Here is a 24,873-nt window from a genome sequence, read left to right on the forward strand (position 1 = left end):
CTCCTTGAAATGGGGAGGAAAGAAACGATCTCGGACTGGAGTATGAACCTTCCCATCGTGGGAAGCGCAAGGGGAAGATAAGGGACAGCGCAACGCGGGCGTGCATTGCGTGAAAACCTTGACCTTCCAATGGTGGTAAGGTCCACAGTGCCTGTATTGCCGATGCCCTGAGTCCGCTTCCATGACCACGCCAGCTTCCTCCCTGAACCCCTCCGAATGGCGCCTTCCCGTGGAAGGCATGACTTGCGCGTCATGCGTGCGGCGCGTGGAAAACGCTTTGGCCAAGGTGCCGGGTGTGCGCGACGTGGCCGTGAACCTCGCCACGGAGCAGGCCACCCTCCAGGCCGACAACGGTGCGGCACTGGCTGCGGCGGCGCAAGCCGTGAGCGCGGCCGGCTACGAAGTGCCGCATGACGAGATCGCACTCGATATCGCCGACATGACCTGCGCATCGTGCGTAGGCCGCGTAGAACGCGCGCTGCGCGCCGTGCCGGGGGTGGTCGATGCCCAGGTGAACCTGGCGACGGAACGCGCCACGGTGACCGTGCTGCGCGGTGCTGCCGATGCCAGCGTGCTGGCCGATGCCGTGACGCACGCGGGTTACGGCGCGCAGCCGGTGGTGGAAACCATCGCCGCGCAAGGTACGGTGACGCAGCGCGCGGACTTCTGGTCGGGCCCATGGCCGGTGGCGATCTCTGCCGCATTGTCGTTGCCGCTGGTGGCACCGATGGTGCTCGAATGGTTCGGCATCCACGCGATGCTGCCCGGTTGGTTCCAGTGGCTGCTGGCCACGCCGGTGCAGTTCGTGTTCGGCTGGCGCTTCTACAAGGCCGGCTACAAGGCGGTGCGCGCCGGGGCCGGCAACATGGATCTGCTCGTGGCGCTGGGTACATCGGCTGCCTATGGACTCTCCCTCTGGCAGATGTTCACGGCGGGCGACACCATGCCGCATCTCTATTTTGAGAGCGCGGCAGTGGTCATCACGCTGGTGCGGCTCGGCAAGTGGCTGGAGACGCGCGCCAAGCGCCAGACCGCCGAGGCAATCCGCGCGCTGGCCGCGTTGCGTCCCGATACCGCGCAGGTCCGTCGCAACGGTGTGGAGCAGACCGTGCCGCTGGCGCAGGTACGCGTGGGCGACGATATCGTGGTGCGGCCCGGTGAACGGATTCCCGTCGATGCGGAAGTGATCGAAGGCAGCAGCCACGTCGATGAATCGATGCTGACCGGCGAGCCGGTGCCCGTCGTCCGGCAGACCGGTGATCGGCTCACAGGCGGCGCCATCAACCAGGACGGGCTGCTGATAGCGCGTACCGTGGCCGTGGGCGCGGAGACCGTACTCGCGAAGATCATCCGCATGGTGGAGCATGCGCAGGCCGCCAAGGCGCCGATCCAGCGACTCGTCGATCGCGTCAGCGCGGTCTTCGTGCCCGTGGTGCTTGGCATCGCCCTGGCCACGTTGCTCGGGTGGGGACTGGTGGCGCATGACTGGAGCACCGCGCTGCTCAACGCGGTGGCCGTGCTCGTCATCGCGTGCCCTTGCGCGCTGGGTCTGGCCACGCCAACCGCGATCATGGCTGGCACCGGCGCGGGTGCGCGCGCAGGCATTCTGATCAAGGATGCGGAGGCGCTGGAACTGGCGCATCGCGTGTCTGTTGTCGCCTTCGACAAGACCGGCACGCTGACCGTCGGCAAGCCCGAGGTTGTGGCGCTGCATGCTGTGGATGGCGATGACGCGGTCGTACTCGCGAAGCTCGCCGCGCTGCAGAGCGGTAGCGAACATCCGCTGGCGCGTGCGGTGATGGCGATGGCCAGTACGCGCGGCATTGCGGTGCCTGTTGCCACCGATGTGCACGCGTTGCCGGGACGTGGCATCGCAGGCGTGGTCGATGGACAAACACTTCAGCTCGGCAGCGAAGGGCTGCGTGTGTCGCTACACGCAGACGCGGGTGCGCTCGGTGCGCAAGCGGATCGATTGCGCGATCAAGGTCGCACGGTGTCGTGGCTGATCGACGTGGCGGCATCGCGCGTGCTCGGACTCGTGGCATTCGGCGATGCTGTAAAGCCCGGTGCTGCAGCGGCCATCGCACGATTGCGCGATGCAGGCATTCGCACCGTCATGCTCACGGGCGACAACGCCGGCGCTGCGGCGCGTGTGGGCGAGTTGCTCGGACTCGATGAAGTACAGGCCGAAGTGCTGCCGCAGGACAAGGCCGCGCGTGTGGCGGCACTCAAGCAAGGCGGCGCCGTGGTGGCGATGGTCGGTGACGGCATCAACGATGCCCCCGCGCTGGCCGCTGCCGATGTCGGTGTGGCAATGTCCACGGGCACCGATGTCGCGATGCATGCAGCCGGTATCACGGTGATGCGTGGCGACCCGTCGCTGGTGGCCGATGCACTGTCGCTTTCGCATCGCACCGTACGCAAGATCCGTCAGAACCTGTTCTGGGCTTTCGTCTATAACGTGGTGGGCATTCCGCTGGCTGCGGCGGGGCTGCTGAATCCCGTGGTGGCAGGCGCGGCGATGGCGTTCTCAAGCGTCAGTGTGGTGGGCAATGCGCTGCTGCTGCGCCGCTGGCATCCGGAGATCGACAAGGAGACATCGCGATGAATATTGGCGAAGCCGCGCAGGCATCCGGCGTGTCGGCGAAGATGATCCGGCACTATGAGTCTATCGGCCTGGTCGATGCGCCGCCGCGTAGCGATGGCGGGTATCGCCGCTACGACGAACGCGCCGTGCACACCTTGCGCTTCGTGCGCCGCGCCCGTAATCTCGGCTTCTCGCTCGACGAGATCCGCGGACTGCTATCGCTCTGGCACGATCGCGGACGGGCCAGCGCCGATGTGAAAGCGCTGACGTTGAAGCACGTGGCGGATCTCGAAGTCAGGATCTCCGAGCTGGCTGCGATGCGGGATACGTTGAAGTCTTTGGCGGAAGCGTGTTCCGGTGATGACAGGCCGGATTGTCCGATTTTGTCGGATATGGAAAGGGCGGGGTGTCATGGGTAGGGAAGGTTGAGTATCTCTCGCTATTGGTTTTCTCCCCTCTCCCGCCTTGCGGGAGAGGGGCGGGGGAGAGGGCAAGCGGTTCAAATTTCGAGGTGGTAGGCAAGCAGAACCTCCAGCCCTCTCCCCCAACCCCTCTCCCACTGCGCGGGAGAGGGGAGCAAAACAAAAGATCAAAAAACAATTCGGGAGACCCACGCATGACCGCCACCCAATCCCGCCAACGCATGCGCGATGGCACCGAACTGTTAGTCCGTACATGGCTTCCCGCTACCGCAGAACCTCTCGGCACCGTCCTGCTCGTCCACGGCCTGGCCGAACACAGCGGGCGCTATGACCACGTTGCGGCTGCGTTATGCGAAAGGGGCTTGCGCGTACGTGCCTACGACCACCGTGGGCACGGTGCCAGTGGCGGTCCGCGCATGGTGGTCCCCGGCCCCACGGCCTACGTCGATGACCTGGCAGAAATCTACGATGCCGCCGAGCGCCAGTGGCATGAGCTGCCGATGGTGCTCGGCCACAGCATGGGTGGACTCGTCGCGGCGCAGTTCGCCACGGCGCGTGTGCGCCCGATTCGTGCGCTGATCCTCTCGTCACCCGCGCTCGCACTGAAGCTGTCAAACACCATGCTGACGCTGCAGCGCGTGCTGCTGGCACTGGCGCCGCGTATGCGCGTGCCGAATCCCATCGATGCACGCATGCTGTCGCATGACGCCGAAGTCGTCCGCGACTACCGTAACGATCCGCTTGTGCAGGGCACCATCAGCGCCAGTGTGCTCGAATCGTTCCTGCGCGGCATGGCGCAGGCGCAGGGCGATGCAGGGCGGCTCGAAGTCCCCACGCTGATGCTCGTCGGCGGCGCGGACACCATTGTCGATCCGCAGGGCAGCCGCACGTTCTTCGACGGCATTCCGGAAGGGGTTGCGGAGATGCACTGGTTCGATACCGGCTACCACGAGATCTTCAACGAGACGCAGCCGTTGCGTGGCGAGGTATTCGCCGCATTGGACGAATGGCTGGGCCGCCACCTGGAGGTTCCGGTAAAGCCCTGACGCCCGCGCGGTGAAAGTCGTGCGATGATCTCCGGCATTCCGACAATGACAGCCACGGCCCTCAGGGCCTGCAAGGATGCAAGGGGACATGGAGACGTACGACTACATCATCGTGGGGGCCGGTTCCGCCGGCTGCGTGCTGGCCAACCGCCTGACGCAGGACCCAGGCGTGAAGGTGCTGCTGCTCGAAGCAGGCGGCAAGGATGACTATCACTGGATCCATATTCCGGTCGGCTATCTCTACTGCATCGGCAATCCACGTACAGACTGGCTGTATCGCACGGCGGAAGAGGCGGGCCTGAACGGCCGGTCGCTGGGCTATCCGCGCGGGCGTGTGCTGGGCGGCTCCTCGTCGATCAACGGCATGATCTACATGCGCGGCCAGCGCGAAGACTACGACGCATGGGCCAGCCTCACCGGCGATGACGGCTGGCGCTGGGAGAACGTGCTCCCGCTGTTCAAGCGCAGCGAGGATCATCATCGGGGGGCCAACGAATTCCATGGCGCGGGTGGTGAATGGCGCGTGGAGGGGCAACGGCTGCACTGGGACATCCTCGAACGATTCATCGATGCCGCCGAGCAGGCGGGCATTCCGCGCACCGACGATTTCAATCGCGGTGACAACTTCGGCGTGGGCTATTTCGAGGTGAACCAGCGTCGCGGCATCCGCTGGAACACGGCCAAGGCATTCCTGCGCAAGGCATCCGAGCGGCCCAACCTGACCATCGTGACCGGCGCGCAGGTCAGTGCGCTGACGTTCGATACCCCCGATGGCCGTCGTTGCACAGGCGTTCAATACCTGGGCGGTGGCAAGCCGGCGGAGGCGCAAGCGACCGAGGAAGTGATCCTGGCCGCTGGGGCCGTGAATTCGCCGCAACTGCTGGAGTTGTCCGGCATCGGCCAGCCGGAGCGCCTGCAGGCGCTGGGCATCCGCGTGCGCCATGCCTTGCCGGGCGTGGGCGAGAACCTGCAGGATCACCTGCAACTGCGCACGGTCATCAAGGTGGATGGCGTGCGCACGCTCAACACGCAGGCGTCGAAGTGGTGGGGCAAGCTCGGCATCGGCCTGCAATATGCCTTCAACCAGAGCGGGCCGATGAGCATGGCGCCGTCGCAATTGGGCGCGTTCGCGCGCAGCGACGACAGCCAGGCGCGCGCCAATGTGGAGTACCACGTGCAGCCGCTGTCGCTCGACAAGTTCGGTGATCCGCTGCATGCCTTCAACGCCTTCACCGCGAGCGTGTGTAACCTGCGTCCCACGTCGCGCGGTAGCGTGCATATCGAGGACGCCGATTTCCGGCGCGCACCGCGCATCGCACCCAACTATCTCTCCACCGACGAAGATCGCAAGGTGGCGGCCGATTCGATCCGGCTCACGCGCCGCATCGTGGCATCGCCCGCGCTGGCGCCTTACAAGCCGCAGGAGTGGCTGCCCGGTCCCGCGTTCCAGACCGACGAGCAACTGGCCGAAGCCGCTGGCGCCATCGGCACGACGATCTTCCATCCAGTGGGTACGTGCCGCATGGGCGCCGCTGACGATCCCGCCGCCGTGGTGGATAACCGGCTCCGCGTGCGCGGTATTGCGGGGCTGCGCGTGGTCGATGCCTCCGTCATGCCGCTCATCACATCGGGCAACACCAACTCCCCGACGATCATGATCGCGGAGCGTGCCAGCGAGATGATTCGCGCGGATCGCAAGGCGCGTGCGAGCGGCGCAGCAATTTCGCCGGAAATCGTCACCCCGGTTTCGGCGTAGCCGCCCTATAAGGGTCTTCCACGATACACGGCGTCGTATGGGCGGCAGCCCCGCATGCGGCGTCGGTACAGGGCCGCACGTCGCCTATGCGCCACGTGGCGAATGTATTACGCCTAGTGCAAACCCCGATGTTTTGCGACGCAGCAGGCGCACACAATAGTTGCCGGTATACGGTGCCTGAGTCTTCACTTGGCGCATCGTTATCTACGGCAGCCGCGCCGTTCATCACAACCACTACAACGCGGCAAATATGGCGACAGCGCCGGAGTTCGAACCATTGTCAGTTGCCGGGCACAACCCGGCATCGTAGCAAGAGGGCGGGCAGGAGACTATGACTCAGGAAATCATCCTGGAAACAAAGAACCTCACGAAGGAATTCAAGGGGTTCACCGCAGTGAGCGACGTCAATCTGCGCGTACGTCGCGGCTCGATCCATGCATTGATCGGGCCGAACGGCGCGGGCAAGACCACCTGCTTCAACCTGCTCACCAAGTTCCTGGAGCCCACCACGGGCACCATTCTTTTCAACGGTATCGACATCACGCGCGAGAAGCCCGCACAGATTGCGCGGCGCGGCGTGATTCGCTCGTTCCAGATTTCCGCCGTGTTCCCGCACCTGACCGTGCGCGAGAACGTGCGCATCGGGTTGCAGCGTCAACTCGGCACCGCGTTCCAGTTCTGGCGCAGCGAGCGCTCGCTCGATGTGCTCGATGCACGTGCGATGGACTTGCTCGATCAGGTCGGTCTCACCGAATTCGCGGAGACCGTCACCGTCAACCTGCCTTACGGCCGCAAGCGCGCGCTGGAGATCGCTACCACGCTGGCGATGGAACCCGAGCTGATGCTGCTCGACGAGCCGACGCAGGGCATGGGCCACGAGGACGTGGATCGCGTGACGCAACTGATCAAGAAGGTATCGGCTGGCCGCACCATCCTGATGGTGGAACACAACATGAACGTGGTCTCGTCGATTGCCGACAAGATCACGGTGCTGCAGCGTGGCGCGATTCTGGCCGAAGGTCCGTACGCCGAAGTGTCGAAGGACCCGCGCGTGATGGAAGCCTACATGGGCACCGCCGACGCCGAACTGCAGGGAGCGCACTGATATGTCCACGAACGCATCCAACGTTCCCGCGCTTGAGATCAAGGACCTGCACGCCTGGTACGGCGAATCGCACATCCTGCATGGTGTGGACCTCACTGTGAATCGTGGCGAAGTGGTAACGCTGCTGGGCCGCAATGGCGCAGGCCGCACCACCACCATGCGCGCGATCATGGGGCTGACCGGCGCACGCAAGGGATCGATCAAGGTCGATGGCAAGGAAACCATCAACCTGCCCACGCACAAGATTGCGCACTACGGCATTGGCTATTGCCCCGAAGAGCGCGCGATTTTCTCGTCGCTCTCGTGCGAAGAAAACCTGCTGCTGCCCCCGGTGCTGAAAGGATCCAGCCAGGGCATGAGCGAGGCCGAGATCTACGAGATGTTCCCGAACCTGAAGGAACGCAAGCAGAGCCAGGGCACGCGTCTTTCCGGTGGCGAGCAGCAGATGCTGGCCGTCGGCCGCATCCTGCGCACCGGCGCAAACCTGCTGCTGCTCGATGAAATCTCGGAAGGGCTGGCGCCGGTCATCGTGCAGGCACTGGCGCGCATGATCCTGATGCTCAAGAAGAAGGGCTACACGGTGGTGATGGTGGAGCAGAACTTCCGCTTTGCTGCGCCGCTGGCCGACCGCTTCTACGTGATGGAGCACGGCACCATCGTCGAGCGCTTTGCGGCCAATGAGCTGCAGGCCAAGATGCCGGTGCTCAATGAACTGCTTGGGGTCTGATTCGCAACACCGCCCGGTGAAGCGATCGCACTTTTAGTCGCACTGTCGACGACATGCAGCAATGGATGGCGTGAGCGCGCCGCCACAACTCAGGAGACAAAACATGAAGATGACCCAGCTGGCTGTCGCAGTGACGGCAACTGTCTTTGGTGCGTTTGCAGGGGGCGCTTCGGCGCAGGTAACGAATGACACGGTGAAGATTGGCTACATCACCGACCTGTCGGGCCTGTACGCCGACATCGACGGCCCCGGTGGTCTCGAAGCGGTCAAGATGGCAATCGAGGATCACGGTGGCAAGGTGCTCGGCAAGCCGATCGAACTGGTCTCCGCCGACCACCAGAACAAGGCCGACATCGCTGCGTCCAAGGCGCGCGAGTGGATGGACCAGCAGGGCCTGGACATGCTGCTGGGCGGCACCAACTCGGCCACCGCACTGGCCATGAACAAGGTGGCGCAGGAGAAGAAGCGCGTCTACATCAATATCGGCGCGGGCACGGCTCGCCTGACCAACGAAGAGTGCTCGCCGTACACGGTGCACTACGCGTACGACACGGTGGCGCTGGCCAAGGGCACCGGCAGCGCGGTGGTGAAGCAGGGCGGCAAGAAGTGGTTCTTCCTGACCGCTGACTACGCGTTCGGCCACTCGCTCGAAACCGACACCGCCGCCGTGGTCAAGGCCAATGGCGGCACGGTGGTGGGCCAGGTGCGCCACCCGCTGTCGGCATCTGACTTCTCGTCGTTCCTGCTGCAGGCGCAAGCCTCGAAGGCCGACATCCTGGGCCTGGCGAATGCCGGCGGCGACACGATCAACTCGATCAAGGCGGCCAAGGAATTCGGCATCACCAAGACGATGAAGATCGCCGGTCTGCTCATGTTCATCAACGACGTGCACAGCCTGGGCCTGAAGAACACCGAGGGCCTGCTGATGACCGACAGCTGGTACTGGGACATGAACGACGACACGCGCAAGTTCGCGAATCGCTTCTTCGGCAAGATGAAGAAGATGCCGAGCAGCTTGCAGGCCGCCGACTACTCCGCCGTCAGCAACTACCTGAAGGCCGTGGAAGCCGCCAAGACCGACGACGCAGACAAGGTCATGGCGCAACTCAAGTCGATGAAGCTCTCCGACTTCTACAGCAAGGGTCAGATCCGTGGCGATGGCCGCTACGTGCACGACATGTACCTGATGCAGGTGAAGGCACCGGCCGATTCGAAGAAGCCGTGGGACTACCTGAAGGTCGCTGCAACGATCCCGGGTGACCAGGCCTTCACGACGGTGGCCGAATCGAAGTGCGCGATGTTGAAGAAGTAAGGCAGCAAGCGAACCGCGATGGTTTGCTCCCCTCTCCCGCGCGACGGGAGAGGGGCAGGGGGAGAGGGCCAGCGTCACAAACGCCGATGGCGGCAATTTGAACCGCCGGCCCGCTTCCCCAACCCCTCCCCACTCAGTGGAAGAGGGGAGACACCAACAGGCAATCGACGTCCATGGATATCTTTGGAATCCCACTACCCGCCATGTTGTCCCAGCTGCTGCTGGGGCTGGTCAATGGCGCTTTCTACGCGATGCTGAGCCTGGGGCTGGCCGTCATTTTTGGCCTGCTCAACGTGATCAACTTCGCGCACGGTGCACTGTTCATGCTCGGGGCGGTGCTCGCCTGGGCGGGGATGGAATACGCCGGACTCAATTACTGGGTGATGCTGCTGCTCTCGCCGCTGGTTGTGGGCGTGGTGGGTATCGTCATCGAGAAGACGATGCTGCGCTGGATCTACAAGCTCGATCACATCTACGGCCTGCTGCTCACGCTGGGTATCACGCTGGTGATCGAAGGTGTGTTCCGCTCGATCTACGGTGTCTCGGGCCTGCCGTACTCGCCGCCCGACGCGCTGCAGGGTGCCACGGACCTGGGCTTCATGATCCTGCCGAACTATCGCGCGTGGGTCGTGGTGGCGTCGATCGTGGTGTGCCTGGCCACGTGGTTCGTTATCGAGAAGACCAAGCTCGGCGCCTACCTGCGCGCCGGCACCGAGAACCCCAAGATGGTGGAGGCGTTCGGTGTGAACGTGCCGTTGATGGTGACGCTGACCTACGGCTTCGGGGTGGCGCTGGCCGCGTTTGCCGGCGTGCTGGCCGCACCCGTGATCCAGGTCTCGCCGCTGATGGGCCAGAACCTGATCATCGTGGTGTTCGCGGTGGTGGTGATCGGCGGCATGGGTTCGATCATGGGATCGATCCTCACGGGCCTGGGGCTCGGGGTGGTCGAAGGGCTGACCAAGGTGTTTTATCCTGAAGCATCGGCAACGGTGGTGTTCGTCATCATGGTGATCGTGCTGATGCTGCGCCCGGCCGGGCTGTTCGGGAGGGAAAAGTGATGAGCGGACCGACGGGACAAACTGCCGTGGCAGTGGAAGCAAAGGGATTCAAGGAAGGCACGGGCATGCAGAAGAAGGTGCTGTACGGCCTGTTGCTGCTCGGGCTGATCGTGGCACCGCTGGCCGGTGCCTATCCGGTGTTCGTGCTCAAGGTGCTGTGCTTCGCGCTGTTCGCGTGCGCCTTCAACCTGCTGATCGGCTTCACGGGTCTGCTCTCGTTCGGCCACGCTGCCTTCTTCGGCGGCGCGGGCTACGCAGCAGGACACGCGATGAAGGTCTGGGGCGTGACGCCGGAGCTGGGATTGCTGTTCGGCACGCTGTCGGGCGCGGCCATCGGATACGTGGTGGGGTCGCTGGCCATTCGTCGGCAGGGCATCTACTTCTCGATGATCACGCTGGCGCTGGCGCAGATGCTGTTCTTCTTCTTCCTCCAGGCGAAATTCACGGGAGGCGAAGACGGGCTGCAGGGCATTCCGCGCGGCAAGCTGTTTGGCGTGCTGTCGCTGGCCGATGACATGACGCTGTACTACGTGGCGCTGGTCATCGTGGTGCTCGCCTTTGCGCTGATCGTGCGCACGGTGCATTCGCCGTTCGGCCAGATCCTCAAGGCCATCCGCGAGAACGAGCCGCGTGCCATCTCGCTCGGCTACGACGTGGACCGCTTCAAGCTGCTGGCCTTCGTGATCTCGGCCGCGCTGTCGGGGCTGGCCGGTTCGATCAAGGCGCTGGTGCTGGGCTTCGGCACGCTGACCGATGTGCACTGGTCGATGTCGGGCTCGGTGATCCTGATGACACTGGTGGGCGGCCTGGGTACGCTGTCGGGTCCGCTGGTCGGCGCGTTCGTGATCGTGGCGCTGGAGAACAAGCTTGGCGATATCGGTACCTTCCTGGCAAACGTGACCGGCATCGGCTGGTTCAACGGACTGGGCGAATCGGTGACGATGGTGACGGGCGTCATCTTTGTGATCTGCGTGCTGACGTTCCGCCGGGGCATCATGGGCGAACTGATTGCGCTCACGAGCCGCAAGAAGTAGCAAGGCTCCGGAGTGGAGATCGGGCGACATGCCCGATTTTGGGGCTAGGGTTATTGCTGACTTGTTTCATACGCACCGGTTCGTTACATTGCATATACGGTTTTCGCAGGTTACTTGGAGGCGGAAGCGAGGAGACGACAGGCGCGCACCCGGTGTCGGGTAGCAGCAGCCAAATAGATAAAAAGGCGTTGTTGGGTGATCCCCGGCAACGCCTTTTTCATTTTTGGCGTTCAAAAACCCGTCGGAAGTCGATCGAAATCGTCTGTCCGAGATCATGTGTCCGCCACGTGCAGGTGTGCCAGGTGCAGCCCATGCATCTCCGGCATGACCGCCCGCCAGCCCCCATGCGACAATGCCGGCCTGCTTCCTGGCCTGCCATGTCCGATCCCTCCGCATCCCCTGATTTTCCCGATAAGCTCCCCGCGCAGCACTGGGTACGTCCGGGTGTCGGCGTCGACACCTCCGCCATCGAAGCCTGGCTGGCGACCCGTGCGCCGCTGACGGTTCCCGAGGCCCGCGCGCGGCGGCTCTCGCTCGACGCATTGCTCGCGCAGGGTGGGCAGGGAATATGTCTGCTTGGCGGCACTGATGTGGTGCAAGACACTTTCGATTGCCTGCTGCCGGTCTCGCTGGTCCACAGCCTGTCGGTGGGCGGAGTGGGTGGACGCGTGGCCATGGTCGCCGAGTGGTGGGCTCCCGCCATGGCGGCGGACGCCTGGCTGGCGGCCTGCCTGGCCGAACTCGCTGATTGGTGCCGTGCGCATGGCATCCGAGCCATCGCCGTAGCACCGGGACTCACCAGCGATGCCACGCGGCCCGCTGAAGGCTTCGGACCGGATGCCTCGGGGATGTGGGTACGCAACCTCGTGCCGACGGCAAAACGGCTCGGCTAGAGCGCGTTCTTCTTTACCCAACTACTCTCTGACGGTTTCACGATGGAGTTTGCTTTTCTGGCCGTGGCCGCGTTTCTCGCGGGCTTGATCGATGCCGTGGCGGGCGGCGGTGGTCTCGTGCAGGTGCCGGCGCTGTTTTCCACGTATCCGAACATGCCGCCGGCCACGCTGATCGGTACCACCAAGGTGGCCTCGATGGCCGGTACCTTCAACGCCACGATGCGTTACGCGCGCCGGGTGAAGATCTACTGGGGTGCCACAGGCCCTGCGTTGATCGCCGCGTTCATCTTTGCGATGGCCGGTGCATGGACGCTCACGATGATTCCCGCCGAGCCGTTGCGCCGCGCATTGCCATTCGTGCTGCTCGTCTTGCTGGCCTATACGGTGGCGAAGAAGGATCTCGGCACGGAGCATGCGCCGTCACTGACAGGTGGACGCGAGCGTCTGGCGGCATTGCTCACGGGCGCTGCAATCGGCTTCTACGATGGCGTGTTCGGCCCCGGCACCGGCAGCTTCCTGATGATCATCTTCGTACGCGTGTTCGGGTACGACTTCCTGCATGCCTCGGCATCGTCGAAGGTGGTCAACCTCGCCACGAATCTGGCAGCATTGCTGCTGCTGGCGTCAAAGGGCCACGTGTGGTGGCAGCTCGGCATTATCATGGCGATTGCCAACGTGGCGGGCAGTCAGGTGGGCAGCAAGCTGGCGCTGCGCCACGGCAGCCGCTTCGTGCGCAAGGTCTTCATCGTGGTGGTCAGCGCACTGATCCTCAAGACGGCCTACGACGCGTTCCTGCGTTAAGAAGACCTGTCTCCGGACCCTTGGTGTTGCGCCCGTGCTGCTGCGGGTTAATCCCGCTTTTCGACGCAAATCGCTGTGTTAGACTCGATTCGCATTCCCGACCGCGCGGTCGGGGAATGACACTGCGCCATCCGGGGTAACACGCGCAGGACGGGAAAACACGGGACGAGACTATGTTCCGGCATACGGATGCCAGCGCTGCATCCGACAAAAGAGCCCGCGCGCAAGCAAGCAGGGCCGCTACAAAAACTGAGGGCATCCGCCGGCCGGAAGCCGACGGATGCCTTTTTCCGTTTTGGAACAGAAGGAGACACGCAATGACGTTCAAGCGCGCCAGCTTGCTGGCTCTTGCCGCCGCCAGCCTTTTTGCAGGCACGGCCAGCGCCCAGGTGAAGGTCGGGGTCACGGTATCGGCCACGGGGCCTGCCGCATCGCTCGGCATCCCGGAGAAGAACACGTTCATGCTGCTGCCGAAGGAAATCGCGGGCAAGAAGATCGAGTACATCGTGCTCGACGACGCCACGGACACGACCACGGCGGTCAAGAACACGCGCAAGCTCATCAGCGAAGACAAGGTGGACGTGGTGGTGGGTTCCACCGTCACGCCGAACTCGCTGGCGATGGTGGACATCGCGGCCGAGAGCGAAACGCCGATGATCTCGATGGCTGCATCGGCCCGCATCATCGAGCCGATGGATGCCAAGCGCGCGTGGGTCTTCAAGACGCCGCAGAATGACTCGCACATGGCAACGGCCATCGCCGAAGACATGACGAACAACAACGTGAAGACGGTGGCGTTCATCGGCTTTGCGGATGCCTACGGCGAAAGCTGGGCGCAGGAATTCGCCAAGGTGGCGGAGATGCGCAAGATCAAGGTGGTGGCCAACGAACGCTTTGCGCGCACTGACAACTCGGTGACGGGCCAGGTACTCAAGCTGATGGGCGCCAACGCGGATGCCGTGCTGATCGCGGGTTCGGGCACGCCCGCCGCGCTGCCGGCCAAGGCGCTCAAGGAGCGTGGGTTCAAGGGCCGCATCTACCAGACCCACGGTGTAGCCAACCCCGACTTCCTGCGCGTCTGCGGCAAGGATTGCGAAGGCACGCTGCTGCCCGCTGGTCCGCTGCTCGTGGCCGAGCAACTGCCCGACAGCAATCCGGTGAAGAAGCCGGCCATGACCTACAAGACCGCCTACGAGAAGGCATTCGGCGGACAGGTGTCCACGTTCGGCGGCCATGCATGGGATGCGGGCCTGCTGCTGCAGAACGCGATTCCCGAAGCGCTCAAGAAGGGCCAGCCCGGCACGAAGGAATTCCGCAAGGCACTGCGCGATGCACTGGAGCAAACCAGGAATCTGCCCGTCTCGCACGGCATCATCAACATGAGCTCCACCGACCACCTCGGCATGGACCAGCGCGCACGCGTGATGGTGCAGATCGTCGACGGCAAGTGGAAGCTGCAGAAGTAAGCCGGCGAACCAGACGTCTGGCAGGAGCACGCGCGGGGTAGGCGCAGCAACGGGGGCGCATGGACAACCATGCGCCCTTTTTTTCTCTTGCCTCGCTGAATTCACAGTATTCATGCGTGACGGCCGCTATGCTGACGGCGCGGATCCACGTAGATTCACGGCATATAAACACCCACGAAAAACGGGGAGACAATGGACCTTTCGATTGCGGCCATTCTGGCGCAGGACGGCATCACCTCGGGCGCGATCTACGCGCTGCTGGCACTGGCACTGGTGCTGGTGTTCTCGGTGACGCGCGTCATCTTCATTCCCCAGGGCGAGTTCGTCGCCTACGGTGCCCTGACGCTTGCTGCGATACAGGCCGGCCACGCACCGCAGACCACATGGCTGTTGCTGGCGATGGGCGTGCTCACGTTCATCTACGAGTGCGTGACCGTGATGCGTAGCCCCGACCTGCGCGCTACCGCCGTGCGTCGTATCGCGATCCTCGCAGGCAAGTACGTGCTTTTCCCCGCAGCCGTGCATCTGCTCGTGCAGCAGTACAGCAGCCAGTCATTGCCGATGGCCGCGCAGGTTGCGCTCACGCTGCTGATCGTGATTCCGCTCGGACCCATGCTGTATCGGCTGGCCTATCAACCGTTGGCGGAAGCCAGCACACTGGTGCTGCTGATTGTCTCGGTGGGTGTGCACTTTGCGCTGGTGGGATTGGGTCTCGTGATGTTCGGTGCCGAAGGCTCGCGCACGACGCCGTTCTCGGATGCACGCTTTGAAGTGGGCACGCTCACGGTCTCTGGACAGAGTCTCTGGGTAGTGGCCGTGTCAGGCGCATTGATCGCCGCGCTGTATTTCTATTTCGAGCGCACGCTGCAGGGCAAGGCACTGCGCGCGACCGCCGTGAACCGTCTCGGCGCGCGTCTCGTAGGTATCGGCACCACGCAGGCGGGGCGGCTGTCATTCACGCTGGCCGCAGCGATGGGTGCGCTGTGCGGCGTGCTGATCGCGCCGCTCACTACTGTGTATTACGAATCGGGCTTTCTGGTGGGCCTGAAAGGCTTCGTCGGCGCCATCGTCGGCGGGCTGGCGAGTTATCCCGTGGCGGCGCTCGGCGCGCTGCTTGTGGGGCTGCTCGAATCCTACTCGTCGTTCTGGGCGAGTGCGTTCAAGGAGGTCATCGTATTCACCCTGATCATTCCCGTGCTGCTGTGGCGTTCGTTGACGAGCAAGCACGTCGAGGAAGAGGAGTAAGCGATGACGATGCTCACTGACAAACCGCTGGAGAAAACCATGCGTGACGCACCGGCATCGGGCCATGCAGCGGTGACGCGCGGCGCGCTGCGCAATCGCATCTTCGTCGTCGCCTTCGTGCTTGTGCTCGCGCTGTTGCCCGTGCTGCCGACACCTGAGTTCTGGATCACGCTCGGCAACTACATCGGCCTCTACAGCATCGTGGCGATCGGGCTGGTGCTGCTCACGGGCGTGGGGGGCATGACATCGTTCGGGCAGGCCGCATTCGTGGGGCTGGGCGCGTACAGCACGGCGTACCTGACCACGCAGTTCGGACTCTCGCCGTGGTTCGGCCTGCTCGTGGGGCTGGTCATCACGATGGCCTCGGCCTACGTGATCGGACTCATCACAATGCGGATGTCAGGCCACTACCTGCCGCTCGCGACGATTGCGTGGGGACTATCGCTGTTCTTCCTGTTCGGCAATCTCGAATTCCTCGGCAAGTACGATGGCCTGAACGGTATTCCGGTTCTGTCATTCTTCGGCATCGACCTGCAGTCGGGCCGGTCGATGTTCTACCTGATCTGGGTGGTGGTGCTGCTGTCCGTCTTCGCGATGCAGAACCTGCTGAACTCGCGCCCCGGCCGCGCCATTCGCGCGCTCAAGGGCGGCGGCACGATGGCCGAGGCGATGGGCGTGAACACCGCCTGGATGAAGGTGGTGATCTTTGTCGTGGCAGCGATTCTCGCGTGCATCTCGGGCTTCCTCTACGCGCATCTGCAGCGCGCGGTGAACCCCACGCCGTTCGGTCTCAACTACGGCATCGAGTACCTGTTCATGGCCGTGGTGGGTGGCGTGGGCCACGTATGGGGCGCGGTGCTTGGCGCGGGCATTCTCACCATCCTCAAGGATGTATTGCAGGGACTGTTGCCGCGCTTGCTTGGCAGCACCGGCAACTTCGAGATCATCGTCTTCGGCGTGCTGATGGTGCTGCTGCTGCAGTACGCACGCGATGGTATCTGGCCGTTCCTGCGCAGGCTCGTGCCATCGGGTCCGCCCGTTGCGGCACCCGATCACGCTGCACCGTTGCCCGTGCGTCAGAAGCCCGAAGCCGGCGAACTGGTGCTTGATGTCACGCGCGCACGCAAACAGTTCGGCGGACTCGTTGCCGTGAACGATGTGAGCTTCCAGGTGCGTGCGGGCGAGATCATCGGATTGATCGGACCCAACGGCGCAGGCAAGTCCACTACGTTCAACCTTGTCACGGGTGTGCTCCCGCTGACCGCTGGCGAAGTGCGTTATCGCGGCGAGGTGATCTCGGGCCTGCCGTCGCGCGAGATCGTGAAGCGCGGCGTGGGCCGCACGTTCCAGCACGTTCATCTGCTACCGACCATGACGGTGCTGGAGAACGTGGCCATCGGCGCACACCTGCGCGGTGACTTCCGTCCGCAAGGGGGCGTGATGGCGGCGATCCTGCGGCTGAATCGCACGGAGGAACAGAAACTCCTCGCCGAAGCGAAACGGCAACTCGAACGCGTGGGTCTCGCCGACTGCATGTACATGGAAGCAGGCAGTCTCGCACTGGGGCAGCAGCGCATTCTCGAAATCGCACGGGCGCTGTGCTGCGACCCTGCGCTGCTGCTGCTCGATGAACCCGCCGCGGGTCTGCGCTACAAGGAGAAGCAGGCGCTGGCCGATCTGCTGCGCAAGCTCAAGGGCGAGGGCATGAGCGTGCTGCTCGTCGAGCACGACATGGACTTCGTGATGAACCTGACCGATCGCCTCGTGGTGATGGAATTCGGCACGCGCATCGCGGAAGGCGTACCTGAAGAGGTCCAGAAGAATCCGGCGGTATTGGAAGCCTATCTCGGCGGCGTCGAGTGAAGCGTAGCGTGAGGAATTGAGATGAGTCTGATTCTTGAAGTGAAAGACCTGCACGTGCGCTACGGCAAGGTGGAGGCCGTGCTTGGCGTGAACCTGAAGGTGGAGGCCGGCAAGATCGTCACGGTGATCGGTCCCAATGGCGCGGGCAAGTCGACGATGCTCAATGCGGTCATGGGTGCGTTGCCGGTGACGGGTTCCTCCAGCGGCTCGGTGCGCTACCTGGATCACGACATGACCGGCATCCCGGTGGAAGGGCGCGTGGCGCGCGGCATGTGCCTGGTGCCGGAGAAGCGCGAGCTGTTCGCCACGATGAGCGTGGAAGACAACCTCCAGCTTGGCGCCTTCCGACGCAAGCGCGCAGGGGAGCGCAACTACCTCGACCAGATGGAAGTCGTGTACGGCCTGTTCCCGCGCCTCAAGGAGCGCGCGAAGCAGGAAGCCGGCACGCTGTCCGGTGGCGAGCGCCAGATGCTGGCGGTAGGGCGCGCGCTCATGGCAAAACCGAAGCTGCTGATGCTCGACGAGCCGAGCCTGGGTCTGGCGCCGCTGATCGTGAAGGAGATCTTCCACATCATCAGTAATCTGCGTCAGACAGGCGTTGCCACGCTGCTGATCGAGCAGAATGCGCGCGCGGCGCTGCAGGTGGCCGACTACGGGTATGTGATCGAGACCGGCGACATGGCGATGGAAGGAGAAGCCTCGGATCTCGCCAGCAACCCGAAGGTCATCGAGACCTATCTGGGGCTGGCGAAGAAGGCCGCCTAACCTCGATTTCGGCGGCTGCGTATACGTATGGAAAATAATGGCGCCCTTGTGGCGCCATTTTTCATTCGTCAGAACGATGTTGTTCACAAAGATATCCACAGTGTGGATATCTACGTTCGGACCAAGGCAGCGATATCGCTTTTGGCCAGTTCCAGCAGCCATTCGCGGAAGATCCTGAGCGCTGGATGGTCGCGCTTTTCGCGTGGCGCGCAGAGGAAGTAACCCCGGTTCAAGGTCACCGGCAGGTCGAACGGTGCGACCACCTGACCGGCCTGCAACGCATCCCTGACAAGGCATCGCTGGAGAACGGCGATGCCCATGTCGGCCTTTACCGCCTCCAGCAGAATCGACACCTGATCGAATCCGCGCGCGAGCATTGGCGCAGCATCAGGTACGCCTGCGGCCTGCAACCAGTGTTGCCAGTTCCTGGGGGCAGTTGTGTGGAAAAGTAGCGGTTCGCCCATCAGGTCGGCAGGAGTTTTCCACAGATTGGCAGACTGTCTGGCGTGAGCGCGCGCAGGGTGGCAGATCGGCACCATTTCCCGACCAATCACATAGTCCGCCTGCCAGTTCGGCCACGTACTGGCCTCGCCCGTCAGCAATGCGGCATCGGGTTTCGCGCCCGAGAAATCCTCGTCGCGGCGATAGGGCACGAAGTCCAGTCGGATGTCCGGATGCTTGCGGTGGAAGTCCGGCAGGCGCGGCACCAGCCAGACGCTGGCCAGCGTGGGCACGGCCGAGAGCGTCAGATGATGGCGGCGGTCCTCGCCAAACATCGCCGCGCTGGCGGTTTCCAGTGCTGCCAGAGGCTCCGCAATCCCCTCCAGGTAGCTGCGACCCGCCTCGGTCAACGTCAGGCGGTGCGCATTCCGATACACGAGCGGCTGGCCGAAGTGGGCCTCCAGACGGGCGATGGCGCGGCTGATGGCGCCTTGCGTGACGCAGAGCGTATCCGCAGCGCGCGTGAAGCTACCGAGCCGGGCGGCCGTGACGAAGGCATGCAACTCGGACATCGAAGGCGAGCGTATACGCATGGCGCTCCGAAGATGATCTTTGGTAATGGAAGCGTGCAATATAGTCGTTTGTGCGAGCTCGGTAAACTCAACGACACTGGCCGCTCGGGACCCCGAATCGAGAGCCAGAAAAGAGGAGTTTGCACAGATGAACCGAGCCCACAAAGCCCACGGCGCGCGTCGCCGTCTAGTGTTGTCCACAGTGTTGTCCACAGCCGTCGCAGGTGCCTTGGGCACGCTTGCACTGCCGGCCGCCGCACAGTCCGGCTACCCGAACAAGCCGATCCGGCTCGTCGTGCCGTTCGCGGCGGGCGGCACCACCGACCTGTCGGCGCGCCTCGTAGCCGAGTTCGCTGGACGCGAGTTGGGTCAGACCATCGTGGTCGACAACAAGGGCGGGGCAGGGGGCTCGATCGGGATGGAGCAGGTCGCGCGTTCGGCGCCGGACGGGTACACCATCGGCATGGCCACGGTCAGCACCCATGGCTCGAACCCAGCCGTTTATCCGAAGCTGGGCTACGACCCGATCAAGGACTTCGCGCCCGTGACCAATGTCGTGGCGATTCCGAGCATTTTTGCGGTACATCCCAGCGTACCGGCCAAGACGATGCAAGAGTTCGTGGCACTGGCCAAGGCCAATCCCGGCAAGTATACGTTCGCCTCGCCGGGCGCCGGATCGCTCGGTCATGTCAACATCGAGAACTTCATGACGCTGGCCAAGATCGATCTGCTGCACGTGCCGTACAAGGGCGCCGGTCTGGCGCTCAACGATGCGGTGGCAGGGCAGGTCAACGCCATTACCGACAACCTCTCGACCACGCTGCCTCACGTGAAAGCGGGCCGCCTGCGTGCCCTGGCACTGCTCGGCGCGCAGCGCTCGCCGCAGCTGCCTAACGTGCCGACCTATGCCGAACTTGGCTACAAGGACATGGGCGAGGGTGGCTGGTTCGGTATCGTGGCGCCGGCCGGGACGCCGCAGCCGATCATCGACAAGCTCAATGCCGCCATCCACAAGGCCATGCAGCAGCCTGAGTTCAAGCGCCGGGTGGACGAGTCGGGCGGCACGCTGATGCCGACCACGCCGGACCAGTTCAAGGCGCAGATCCAGCAGGCGCTGGCTCGCTATGCGCGAGTGGCCAAGGCCGCCAATATCAAGCTGGACTAAACCATGCAGCCTTTTGAAGCCATTCACGGCGACGCATCGGACGGTCCTTTCACGCTGGCTTTGCCGCAGGGCGACGCACTGCCGCTGGTCTGCGACTCTCCGCATAGTGGCGTCCACTACCCGGGCGACTTCGGCGCTGCGGTGCCTCTGCAGCGCCTGCGTGGTGGCGAGGATACCCATATCGATGCGCTCTGGCAGGGCGTGCCTAAGGTTGGCGGCACATTGATTGCGGCTACGTTTCCCCGGGTCTATATCGATCCCAACCGCACCCTGGACGACCTGGACCCGGAGCTGCTGGCATCGGCATGGCCCAAGCCGCTTGCACCGGGACCGAAAACGAAGCTGGGGTACGGCCTGGTTTGGCGGAGGATCGATGCGGACACGCCGATCTATGATCGCCAGCTTTCCGTTGCCGAGGTGCAGAATCGAATTTCCCGGTACTACCAGCCATACCATGCCGCATTGGATCGGGCAGTGGAGTCCGCGTACGAGCAATTTGGCGCACTCTGGCATCTGAACCTGCACTCGATGCCAAATAATGCCTACGAGCGTCTGAAGATCAAAAGCCCGCATCCGCTGGCGGACTTTGTCCTTGGGGATCGGGATGGCACGACGTGCGAGCCGGGGATTGTTGAGCTGATCGAGCGGGAACTGCGCGGCATGGGCTACACGGTGGCGCACAACGATCCCTACAAGGGTGTCCAGTTGATTGCCCAGATCGGCCGACCGGCGGAGCGGCGCAACAGTTTGCAGATCGAGATCCGCCGCCCGCTCTACATGGACGAAGCAACCAAGCAACCCAATGCGAGTTTCGGGTCGCTGCAGCGCGATCTTTCCCGTCTCTGTCAGACCGTGGCGGCCTATATCCGAAGCCATCTAACGTAGTACGTTTCACGTGAAACATACTTTGAAGCCCCGCCGTGTGCGGGGCTTTTTACATTCGATGTTCCACGTGAAACAACACATTTGCGACGGCTAGCTCCCATGGCCTCATGTTTCACGTGAAACATCGGGGCAGGGCACGGGACGGCCAGTTGATTGCCGCTATAATTCGGCATCCCGCATTTTTCCCGCCCAGCCTCCCGGAGGAGGTGTCCCATGCTTTACCCAAAAGAATTCGATGTCATTGTTGTCGGTGGTGGTCACGCCGGCACCGAAGCCGCTCTCGCCGCCGCGCGAATGGGCTGCCAGACGCTGCTTCTGACCCACAACATCGAGACCCTTGGTCAGATGAGCTGCAATCCGTCCATTGGCGGCATTGGCAAAGGCCATCTGGTCAAGGAAGTGGACGCCATGGGCGGCGCGATGGCTGCCGCGACGGACGAATCCGGCATCCAGTTCCGGATTCTCAACTCCAGCAAGGGCCCGGCCGTTCGCGCCACGCGTGCGCAGGCTGATCGCGTGCTGTACCGTGCCGCGATCCGTACCCGGCTGGAGAATCAGCCGAACTTGATGCTGTTCCAGCAGGCTGTGGATGATCTGATGGTGGAGGGCGACCGCGTCGTCGGCGCTCGCACCCAGGCCGGTATCGACTTCCGCGCGCGCGCCGTGGTGCTGACAGCCGGTACGTTTCTCGATGGCAAGATTCACGTCGGACTGGACAACTACACGGGCGGGCGTGCGGGCGATCCGGCGGCCGTGTCGTTGTCGGCGCGTCTCAAGGAATTGAAGCTGCCCCAAGGCCGCCTCAAGACCGGCACGCCGCCGCGTATCGATGGCCGCACGATCGATTTTTCGCTCATGGAAGAGCAGCCGGGCGATCTTGATCCGGTGCCGGTATTCTCGTTCCTGGGTCGCGCAGAACAGCATCCGCAGCAGTTGCCTTGCTGGATTACACATACCAACAGCCGTACGCACGACATCATCCGCGGTGGCCTCGATCGCTCGCCGATGTACACCGGCGTCATCGAAGGGGTAGGGCCGCGTTATTGCCCGAGTATCGAGGACAAGATCCATCGCTTTTCGTCCAAGGAAAGCCATCAGATCTTCCTGGAGCCGGAAGGACTGACCACGAACGAGTTCTATCCGAATGGTATCTCGACCAGCCTTCCGTTCGATGTACAGCTCGATCTCGTGCATTCGATTCGCGGCATGGAGAACGCGCACATCCTGCGTCCCGGCTATGCCATCGAATATGACTACTTCGATCCGCGTGGCCTGAAGGCGTCGCTGGAAAGCAAGGCCATCGACGGCTTGTTCTTCGCGGGCCAGATCAATGGCACGACCGGTTACGAAGAGGCCGCGGCGCAAGGGTTGCTGGCCGGTATCAACGCCGGATGCTTTGTGCGCGAGCGCGATGCCTGGACGCCGCGCCGTGACCAGGCGTATCTCGGCGTGCTGGTGGATGATCTGATCACGCGTGGCGTGACTGAGCCGTATCGCATGTTCACGAGCCGTGCCGAGTTCCGCCTGAGTCTGCGCGAAGACAACGCCGACATGCGCCTGACCGAAGTGGGACGTGAACTGGGTGTGGTCGATGACACGCGCTGGGATGCATTCAACCGGAAGCGCGACGCTGTTTCACGTGAAACAGAGCGACTGAAGAGCACCTGGGTGAACCCGACGCTGCTGCCCGCCGCCGATGCCGTGCCGCTGCTCGGCAAGGCTATCGAGCACGAGTATTCCCTGGCCGATCTGCTGCGCCGTCCGGAAGTCAGTTACGAAGCACTGGTGGCGTTGCAGGACGGACGCTATGCACCGTCGACGCCACTCGCCGACGATGCGATGCTGGCCGAGCAGATTCGCGAACAGATCGAGATTGGAATCAAGTATCACGGTTACATCGCGCGGCAGGCCGCCGAAGTCGACAAGCTCGAAGCCAACGAAGCCACCAAGCTCCCGCCGAACTTCGACTACACCGAAGTGCGCGGACTGGGCTTCGAAGTGAGTCAGAAGCTGAACCAGCATCGTCCGGAAACGCTGGGCCAGGCATCGCGGATTTCCGGCGTCACGCCTGCCGCGATCTCGCTGCTGCTCGTGCATTTGAAGAAGAAGGGCATGGGCCGCACGCCGCCGACGAGTCCGTCGACCGGCAGCGGGCAGGAGGCAGCCTGAGTGGCGGGTTATCGGACTCCTGTGATTGACGAGGCTGCCCAGCGCTCGCGACTCGACGCCGCGCTGGCGGCCATCGGTCTGAAGCTGTCTGCGCCGCAGATCGAAACGCTGCTGTCGTATTTGACGCTGCTGCGCAAGTGGAACAGCGTCTACAACCTCACGGCCATCCGTCATCCCGACGAGATGCTGACGCATCATCTGTTCGACTCTCTGGCGGCGGTACCTGCGCTGGGTGAGGCAGCACGCAGCAACGCCGTACCCGACGCTGCGCGTGGCAGGGTGCTCGATGTGGGCTCCGGTGGCGGCATGCCGGGATTGCCGCTGGCTATCGCGTGTGCCGATGTGTCGGTGCTGATGGTCGATATCGTCCAGAAAAAGACAGCCTTCCTGACGCAGTGCCGCGCCCAGTTGCAACTGACCAATGCGGCCGCGCATTGGGGGCCGGTCGAAAAGATCGAGGACGCAAACGGCTATGCGGTGATCACGTCGCGCGCATTCGCCGAACTGACTGATTTCGTGAATCTGTCCGGACATTTGCTGGCACCAGGCGGCAAGCTGCTCGCCATGAAGGGGGTGTATCCGCAGGCCGAGTTCGATCGGATGGACGCGGCAGGACTGATGGAAGCGTGGCAAATCGACGACGTACCGCGTTTGCACGTGCCCGAACTCGATGCCGAGCGGCATTTGGTAGTGTTATCAAGGCGTTGAATTAGCCTGATCTAGTATTAAAACGCACTATTCTTTCAACGAATAAGAGTGGTGCAACGAGGAGCTTCTGCGCATATGGCCAAGGTATTCGTGATCGCAAACCAGAAGGGCGGCGTCGGCAAGACCACCACCACGGTGAACCTTGCTGCCGGACTGGTTGCGCAGGATCAGCGTGTGCTGCTGGTGGATCTGGACCCGCAGGGTAATGCCTCGATGGGTTCGGGTATCGACAAGCAGGCGCTCGAACATAGCGTGTATCAGGTACTGGTGGGATTGGCCTCGGTGTCGCAGGCGCGCCAACGCTCCGAGTCGGGTGGCTACGATGTGCTGCCGGCCAACCGCGAACTGGCTGGAGCGGAAGTCGAACTCGTCGAGCTCGACCAGCGCGAACGCCGGCTCAAGCAGGCCCTTGCGGAAGTCGATGACCAGTATGACTTTGTCCTGATCGATTGCCCGCCGTCCCTGTCACTGCTGACACTGAACGGACTGTGCGCGGCGCACGGGGTCATCGTGCCGATGCAGTGCGAGTACTTCGCGCTCGAAGGACTGTCGGACCTCGTCAACACGATCAAGCAGGTGCATGCGAATCTGAATCGCGACCTCAAGGTGATTGGTCTGCTGCGCGTCATGTTCGACCCGCGCGTCACGCTGCAGCAGCAGGTCTCGGCGCAGCTCGAAGCCCACTTCGGCGACAAGGTGTTCAAGACCATGATTCCGCGCAACGTGCGATTGGCCGAAGCGCCGTCATATGGCATGCCCGGCGTGGCCTTCGATGCGACCTCGAAGGGCGCCAAGGCCTATCTCGATTTCGGCGCGGAGATGATCGCGCGCGTGCGTCAGCTCGGTTGAGCGG

21 protein-coding genes are annotated in these 24,873 nt (G+C 63.3%); 20 read left to right on the top strand and 1 reads right to left on the bottom strand.

Translation table 11 applies throughout. The features are described from left to right. Positions 1–181 precede the first annotated feature (181 nt). The 15 genes from FFS21_RS18390 to FFS21_RS18460 all read left to right on the top strand — a co-directional run bounded on the left by FFS21_RS18390 (position 182) and on the right by FFS21_RS18460 (position 18,080). Positions 182–2,608: a heavy metal translocating P-type ATPase gene (locus FFS21_RS18390; RefSeq protein WP_137926216.1), complete on the top strand. Its 2,427-nt coding sequence runs from the start codon at positions 182–184 to the stop codon at positions 2,606–2,608. After that, the gene (cueR, locus tag FFS21_RS18395) at positions 2,605–3,006 is read left to right on the top strand and encodes a Cu(I)-responsive transcriptional regulator (protein ID WP_137926217.1); all 402 of its coding nucleotides are present in this window, start codon (positions 2,605–2,607) and stop codon (positions 3,004–3,006) included. The genes FFS21_RS18390 and cueR overlap by 4 nt, the downstream gene beginning before the upstream one ends. Before the next feature lie 197 nt (positions 3,007–3,203). Next, positions 3,204–4,055, top strand: a complete 852-nt coding sequence (locus FFS21_RS18400) for an alpha/beta hydrolase (protein ID WP_137926218.1) — start codon at positions 3,204–3,206, stop codon at positions 4,053–4,055. Between the two features lie 88 nt (positions 4,056–4,143). Further along, positions 4,144–5,811, top strand: a complete 1,668-nt coding sequence (locus FFS21_RS18405) for a GMC family oxidoreductase (protein ID WP_137926219.1) — start codon at positions 4,144–4,146, stop codon at positions 5,809–5,811. 331 nt (positions 5,812–6,142) lie between these two features. Next, complete coding sequence (locus FFS21_RS18410; RefSeq protein WP_137926220.1) at positions 6,143–6,916, top strand: ABC transporter ATP-binding protein; 774 nt, start codon at positions 6,143–6,145, stop codon at positions 6,914–6,916. Between the two features lies 1 nt (position 6,917). Next, the gene (locus FFS21_RS18415; RefSeq protein WP_137926221.1) at positions 6,918–7,643 is read left to right on the top strand and encodes an ABC transporter ATP-binding protein; all 726 of its coding nucleotides are present in this window, start codon (positions 6,918–6,920) and stop codon (positions 7,641–7,643) included. 103 nt (positions 7,644–7,746) lie between these two features. After that, positions 7,747–8,955 (top strand): ABC transporter substrate-binding protein, encoded by a 1,209-nt coding sequence (locus FFS21_RS18420; protein ID WP_137926222.1) that lies wholly within the window; start codon positions 7,747–7,749, stop codon positions 8,953–8,955. A 173-nt stretch (positions 8,956–9,128) separates the two neighbouring features. Further along, positions 9,129–10,013 (top strand): branched-chain amino acid ABC transporter permease, encoded by an 885-nt coding sequence (locus tag FFS21_RS18425; protein WP_137926223.1) that lies wholly within the window; start codon positions 9,129–9,131, stop codon positions 10,011–10,013. Further along, on the top strand, positions 10,013–11,047 hold the full coding sequence (locus FFS21_RS18430) for a branched-chain amino acid ABC transporter permease (protein WP_137926224.1): 1,035 nt from the start codon (positions 10,013–10,015) through the stop codon (positions 11,045–11,047). The genes FFS21_RS18425 and FFS21_RS18430 overlap by 1 nt, the downstream gene beginning before the upstream one ends. Before the next feature lie 377 nt (positions 11,048–11,424). Next, entirely contained in the window at positions 11,425–11,940 is a 516-nt protein-coding gene (locus tag FFS21_RS18435; RefSeq protein WP_249359481.1) for a hypothetical protein, read from the top strand. Positions 11,941–11,982: 42 nt separating this feature from the next. Next, the gene (locus tag FFS21_RS18440) at positions 11,983–12,741 is read left to right on the top strand and encodes a sulfite exporter TauE/SafE family protein (RefSeq protein WP_137926226.1); all 759 of its coding nucleotides are present in this window, start codon (positions 11,983–11,985) and stop codon (positions 12,739–12,741) included. Positions 12,742–13,058: 317 nt separating this feature from the next. After that, positions 13,059–14,207: an ABC transporter substrate-binding protein gene (locus FFS21_RS18445; RefSeq protein WP_137926227.1), complete on the top strand. Its 1,149-nt coding sequence runs from the start codon at positions 13,059–13,061 to the stop codon at positions 14,205–14,207. 192 nt (positions 14,208–14,399) lie between these two features. Then, positions 14,400–15,452, top strand: coding sequence for a branched-chain amino acid ABC transporter permease (locus tag FFS21_RS18450; protein ID WP_137926228.1), 1,053 nt, complete (start codon positions 14,400–14,402; stop codon positions 15,450–15,452). A 3-nt stretch (positions 15,453–15,455) separates the two neighbouring features. Next, positions 15,456–17,315 (top strand): branched-chain amino acid ABC transporter ATP-binding protein/permease, encoded by a 1,860-nt coding sequence (locus FFS21_RS18455; RefSeq protein WP_137926229.1) that lies wholly within the window; start codon positions 15,456–15,458, stop codon positions 17,313–17,315. A gap of 21 nt (positions 17,316–17,336) precedes the next feature. Continuing rightward, positions 17,337–18,080 (top strand): ABC transporter ATP-binding protein, encoded by a 744-nt coding sequence (locus FFS21_RS18460; protein ID WP_137926230.1) that lies wholly within the window; start codon positions 17,337–17,339, stop codon positions 18,078–18,080. Between the two features lie 110 nt (positions 18,081–18,190). Here FFS21_RS18460 and FFS21_RS18465 read toward each other — a convergent pair whose 3' ends face one another. Further along, complete coding sequence (locus FFS21_RS18465) at positions 18,191–19,114, bottom strand: LysR substrate-binding domain-containing protein (protein WP_137926231.1); 924 nt, start codon at positions 19,112–19,114, stop codon at positions 18,191–18,193. 127 nt (positions 19,115–19,241) lie between these two features. On the opposite strand from FFS21_RS18465, the gene FFS21_RS18470 reads away from it, so the two are divergent. From FFS21_RS18470 to FFS21_RS18490, 5 genes are all read left to right on the top strand, one after another. Then, positions 19,242–20,258: a Bug family tripartite tricarboxylate transporter substrate binding protein gene (locus FFS21_RS18470; RefSeq protein WP_137926232.1), complete on the top strand. Its 1,017-nt coding sequence runs from the start codon at positions 19,242–19,244 to the stop codon at positions 20,256–20,258. 3 nt (positions 20,259–20,261) lie between these two features. Next, positions 20,262–21,143: an N-formylglutamate amidohydrolase gene (locus tag FFS21_RS18475; RefSeq protein WP_137926233.1), complete on the top strand. Its 882-nt coding sequence runs from the start codon at positions 20,262–20,264 to the stop codon at positions 21,141–21,143. 213 nt (positions 21,144–21,356) lie between these two features. Next, positions 21,357–23,312 (top strand): tRNA uridine-5-carboxymethylaminomethyl(34) synthesis enzyme MnmG, encoded by a 1,956-nt coding sequence (gene mnmG, locus FFS21_RS18480; RefSeq protein WP_137926234.1) that lies wholly within the window; start codon positions 21,357–21,359, stop codon positions 23,310–23,312. Positions 23,313–23,333: 21 nt separating this feature from the next. Then, a complete protein-coding gene (rsmG, locus tag FFS21_RS18485) occupies positions 23,334–24,020 on the top strand; it encodes a 16S rRNA (guanine(527)-N(7))-methyltransferase RsmG (RefSeq protein ID WP_137926246.1) in 687 nt (228 codons plus the stop codon). A 75-nt stretch (positions 24,021–24,095) separates the two neighbouring features. Then, positions 24,096–24,869, top strand: coding sequence for a ParA family protein (locus FFS21_RS18490; protein WP_137926235.1), 774 nt, complete (start codon positions 24,096–24,098; stop codon positions 24,867–24,869). The last annotated feature ends 4 nt before the right edge of the window (positions 24,870–24,873 follow it).

This window comes from Cupriavidus sp. 2SB, assembly GCF_005503625.1.
GTDB lineage: Bacteria > Pseudomonadota > Gammaproteobacteria > Burkholderiales > Burkholderiaceae > Cupriavidus.

Coding starts and splice junctions, on each gene's coding strand:
- FFS21_RS18390 (WP_137926216.1), top strand. CDS start 182: ATGACCACGCCAGCTTCCTCCCTGAACCCCTCCGAATGGCGCCTTCCC.
- cueR (WP_137926217.1), top strand. CDS start 2,605: ATGAATATTGGCGAAGCCGCGCAGGCATCCGGCGTGTCGGCGAAGATG.
- FFS21_RS18400 (WP_137926218.1), top strand. CDS start 3,204: ATGACCGCCACCCAATCCCGCCAACGCATGCGCGATGGCACCGAACTG.
- FFS21_RS18405 (WP_137926219.1), top strand. CDS start 4,144: ATGGAGACGTACGACTACATCATCGTGGGGGCCGGTTCCGCCGGCTGC.
- FFS21_RS18410 (WP_137926220.1), top strand. CDS start 6,143: ATGACTCAGGAAATCATCCTGGAAACAAAGAACCTCACGAAGGAATTC.
- FFS21_RS18415 (WP_137926221.1), top strand. CDS start 6,918: ATGTCCACGAACGCATCCAACGTTCCCGCGCTTGAGATCAAGGACCTG.
- FFS21_RS18420 (WP_137926222.1), top strand. CDS start 7,747: ATGAAGATGACCCAGCTGGCTGTCGCAGTGACGGCAACTGTCTTTGGT.
- FFS21_RS18425 (WP_137926223.1), top strand. CDS start 9,129: ATGGATATCTTTGGAATCCCACTACCCGCCATGTTGTCCCAGCTGCTG.
- FFS21_RS18430 (WP_137926224.1), top strand. CDS start 10,013: ATGAGCGGACCGACGGGACAAACTGCCGTGGCAGTGGAAGCAAAGGGA.
- FFS21_RS18435 (WP_249359481.1), top strand. CDS start 11,425: ATGTCCGATCCCTCCGCATCCCCTGATTTTCCCGATAAGCTCCCCGCG.
- FFS21_RS18440 (WP_137926226.1), top strand. CDS start 11,983: ATGGAGTTTGCTTTTCTGGCCGTGGCCGCGTTTCTCGCGGGCTTGATC.
- FFS21_RS18445 (WP_137926227.1), top strand. CDS start 13,059: ATGACGTTCAAGCGCGCCAGCTTGCTGGCTCTTGCCGCCGCCAGCCTT.
- FFS21_RS18450 (WP_137926228.1), top strand. CDS start 14,400: ATGGACCTTTCGATTGCGGCCATTCTGGCGCAGGACGGCATCACCTCG.
- FFS21_RS18455 (WP_137926229.1), top strand. CDS start 15,456: ATGACGATGCTCACTGACAAACCGCTGGAGAAAACCATGCGTGACGCA.
- FFS21_RS18460 (WP_137926230.1), top strand. CDS start 17,337: ATGAGTCTGATTCTTGAAGTGAAAGACCTGCACGTGCGCTACGGCAAG.
- FFS21_RS18465 (WP_137926231.1), bottom strand. CDS start 19,114: ATGCGTATACGCTCGCCTTCGATGTCCGAGTTGCATGCCTTCGTCACG.
- FFS21_RS18470 (WP_137926232.1), top strand. CDS start 19,242: ATGAACCGAGCCCACAAAGCCCACGGCGCGCGTCGCCGTCTAGTGTTG.
- FFS21_RS18475 (WP_137926233.1), top strand. CDS start 20,262: ATGCAGCCTTTTGAAGCCATTCACGGCGACGCATCGGACGGTCCTTTC.
- mnmG (WP_137926234.1), top strand. CDS start 21,357: ATGCTTTACCCAAAAGAATTCGATGTCATTGTTGTCGGTGGTGGTCAC.
- FFS21_RS18490 (WP_137926235.1), top strand. CDS start 24,096: ATGGCCAAGGTATTCGTGATCGCAAACCAGAAGGGCGGCGTCGGCAAG.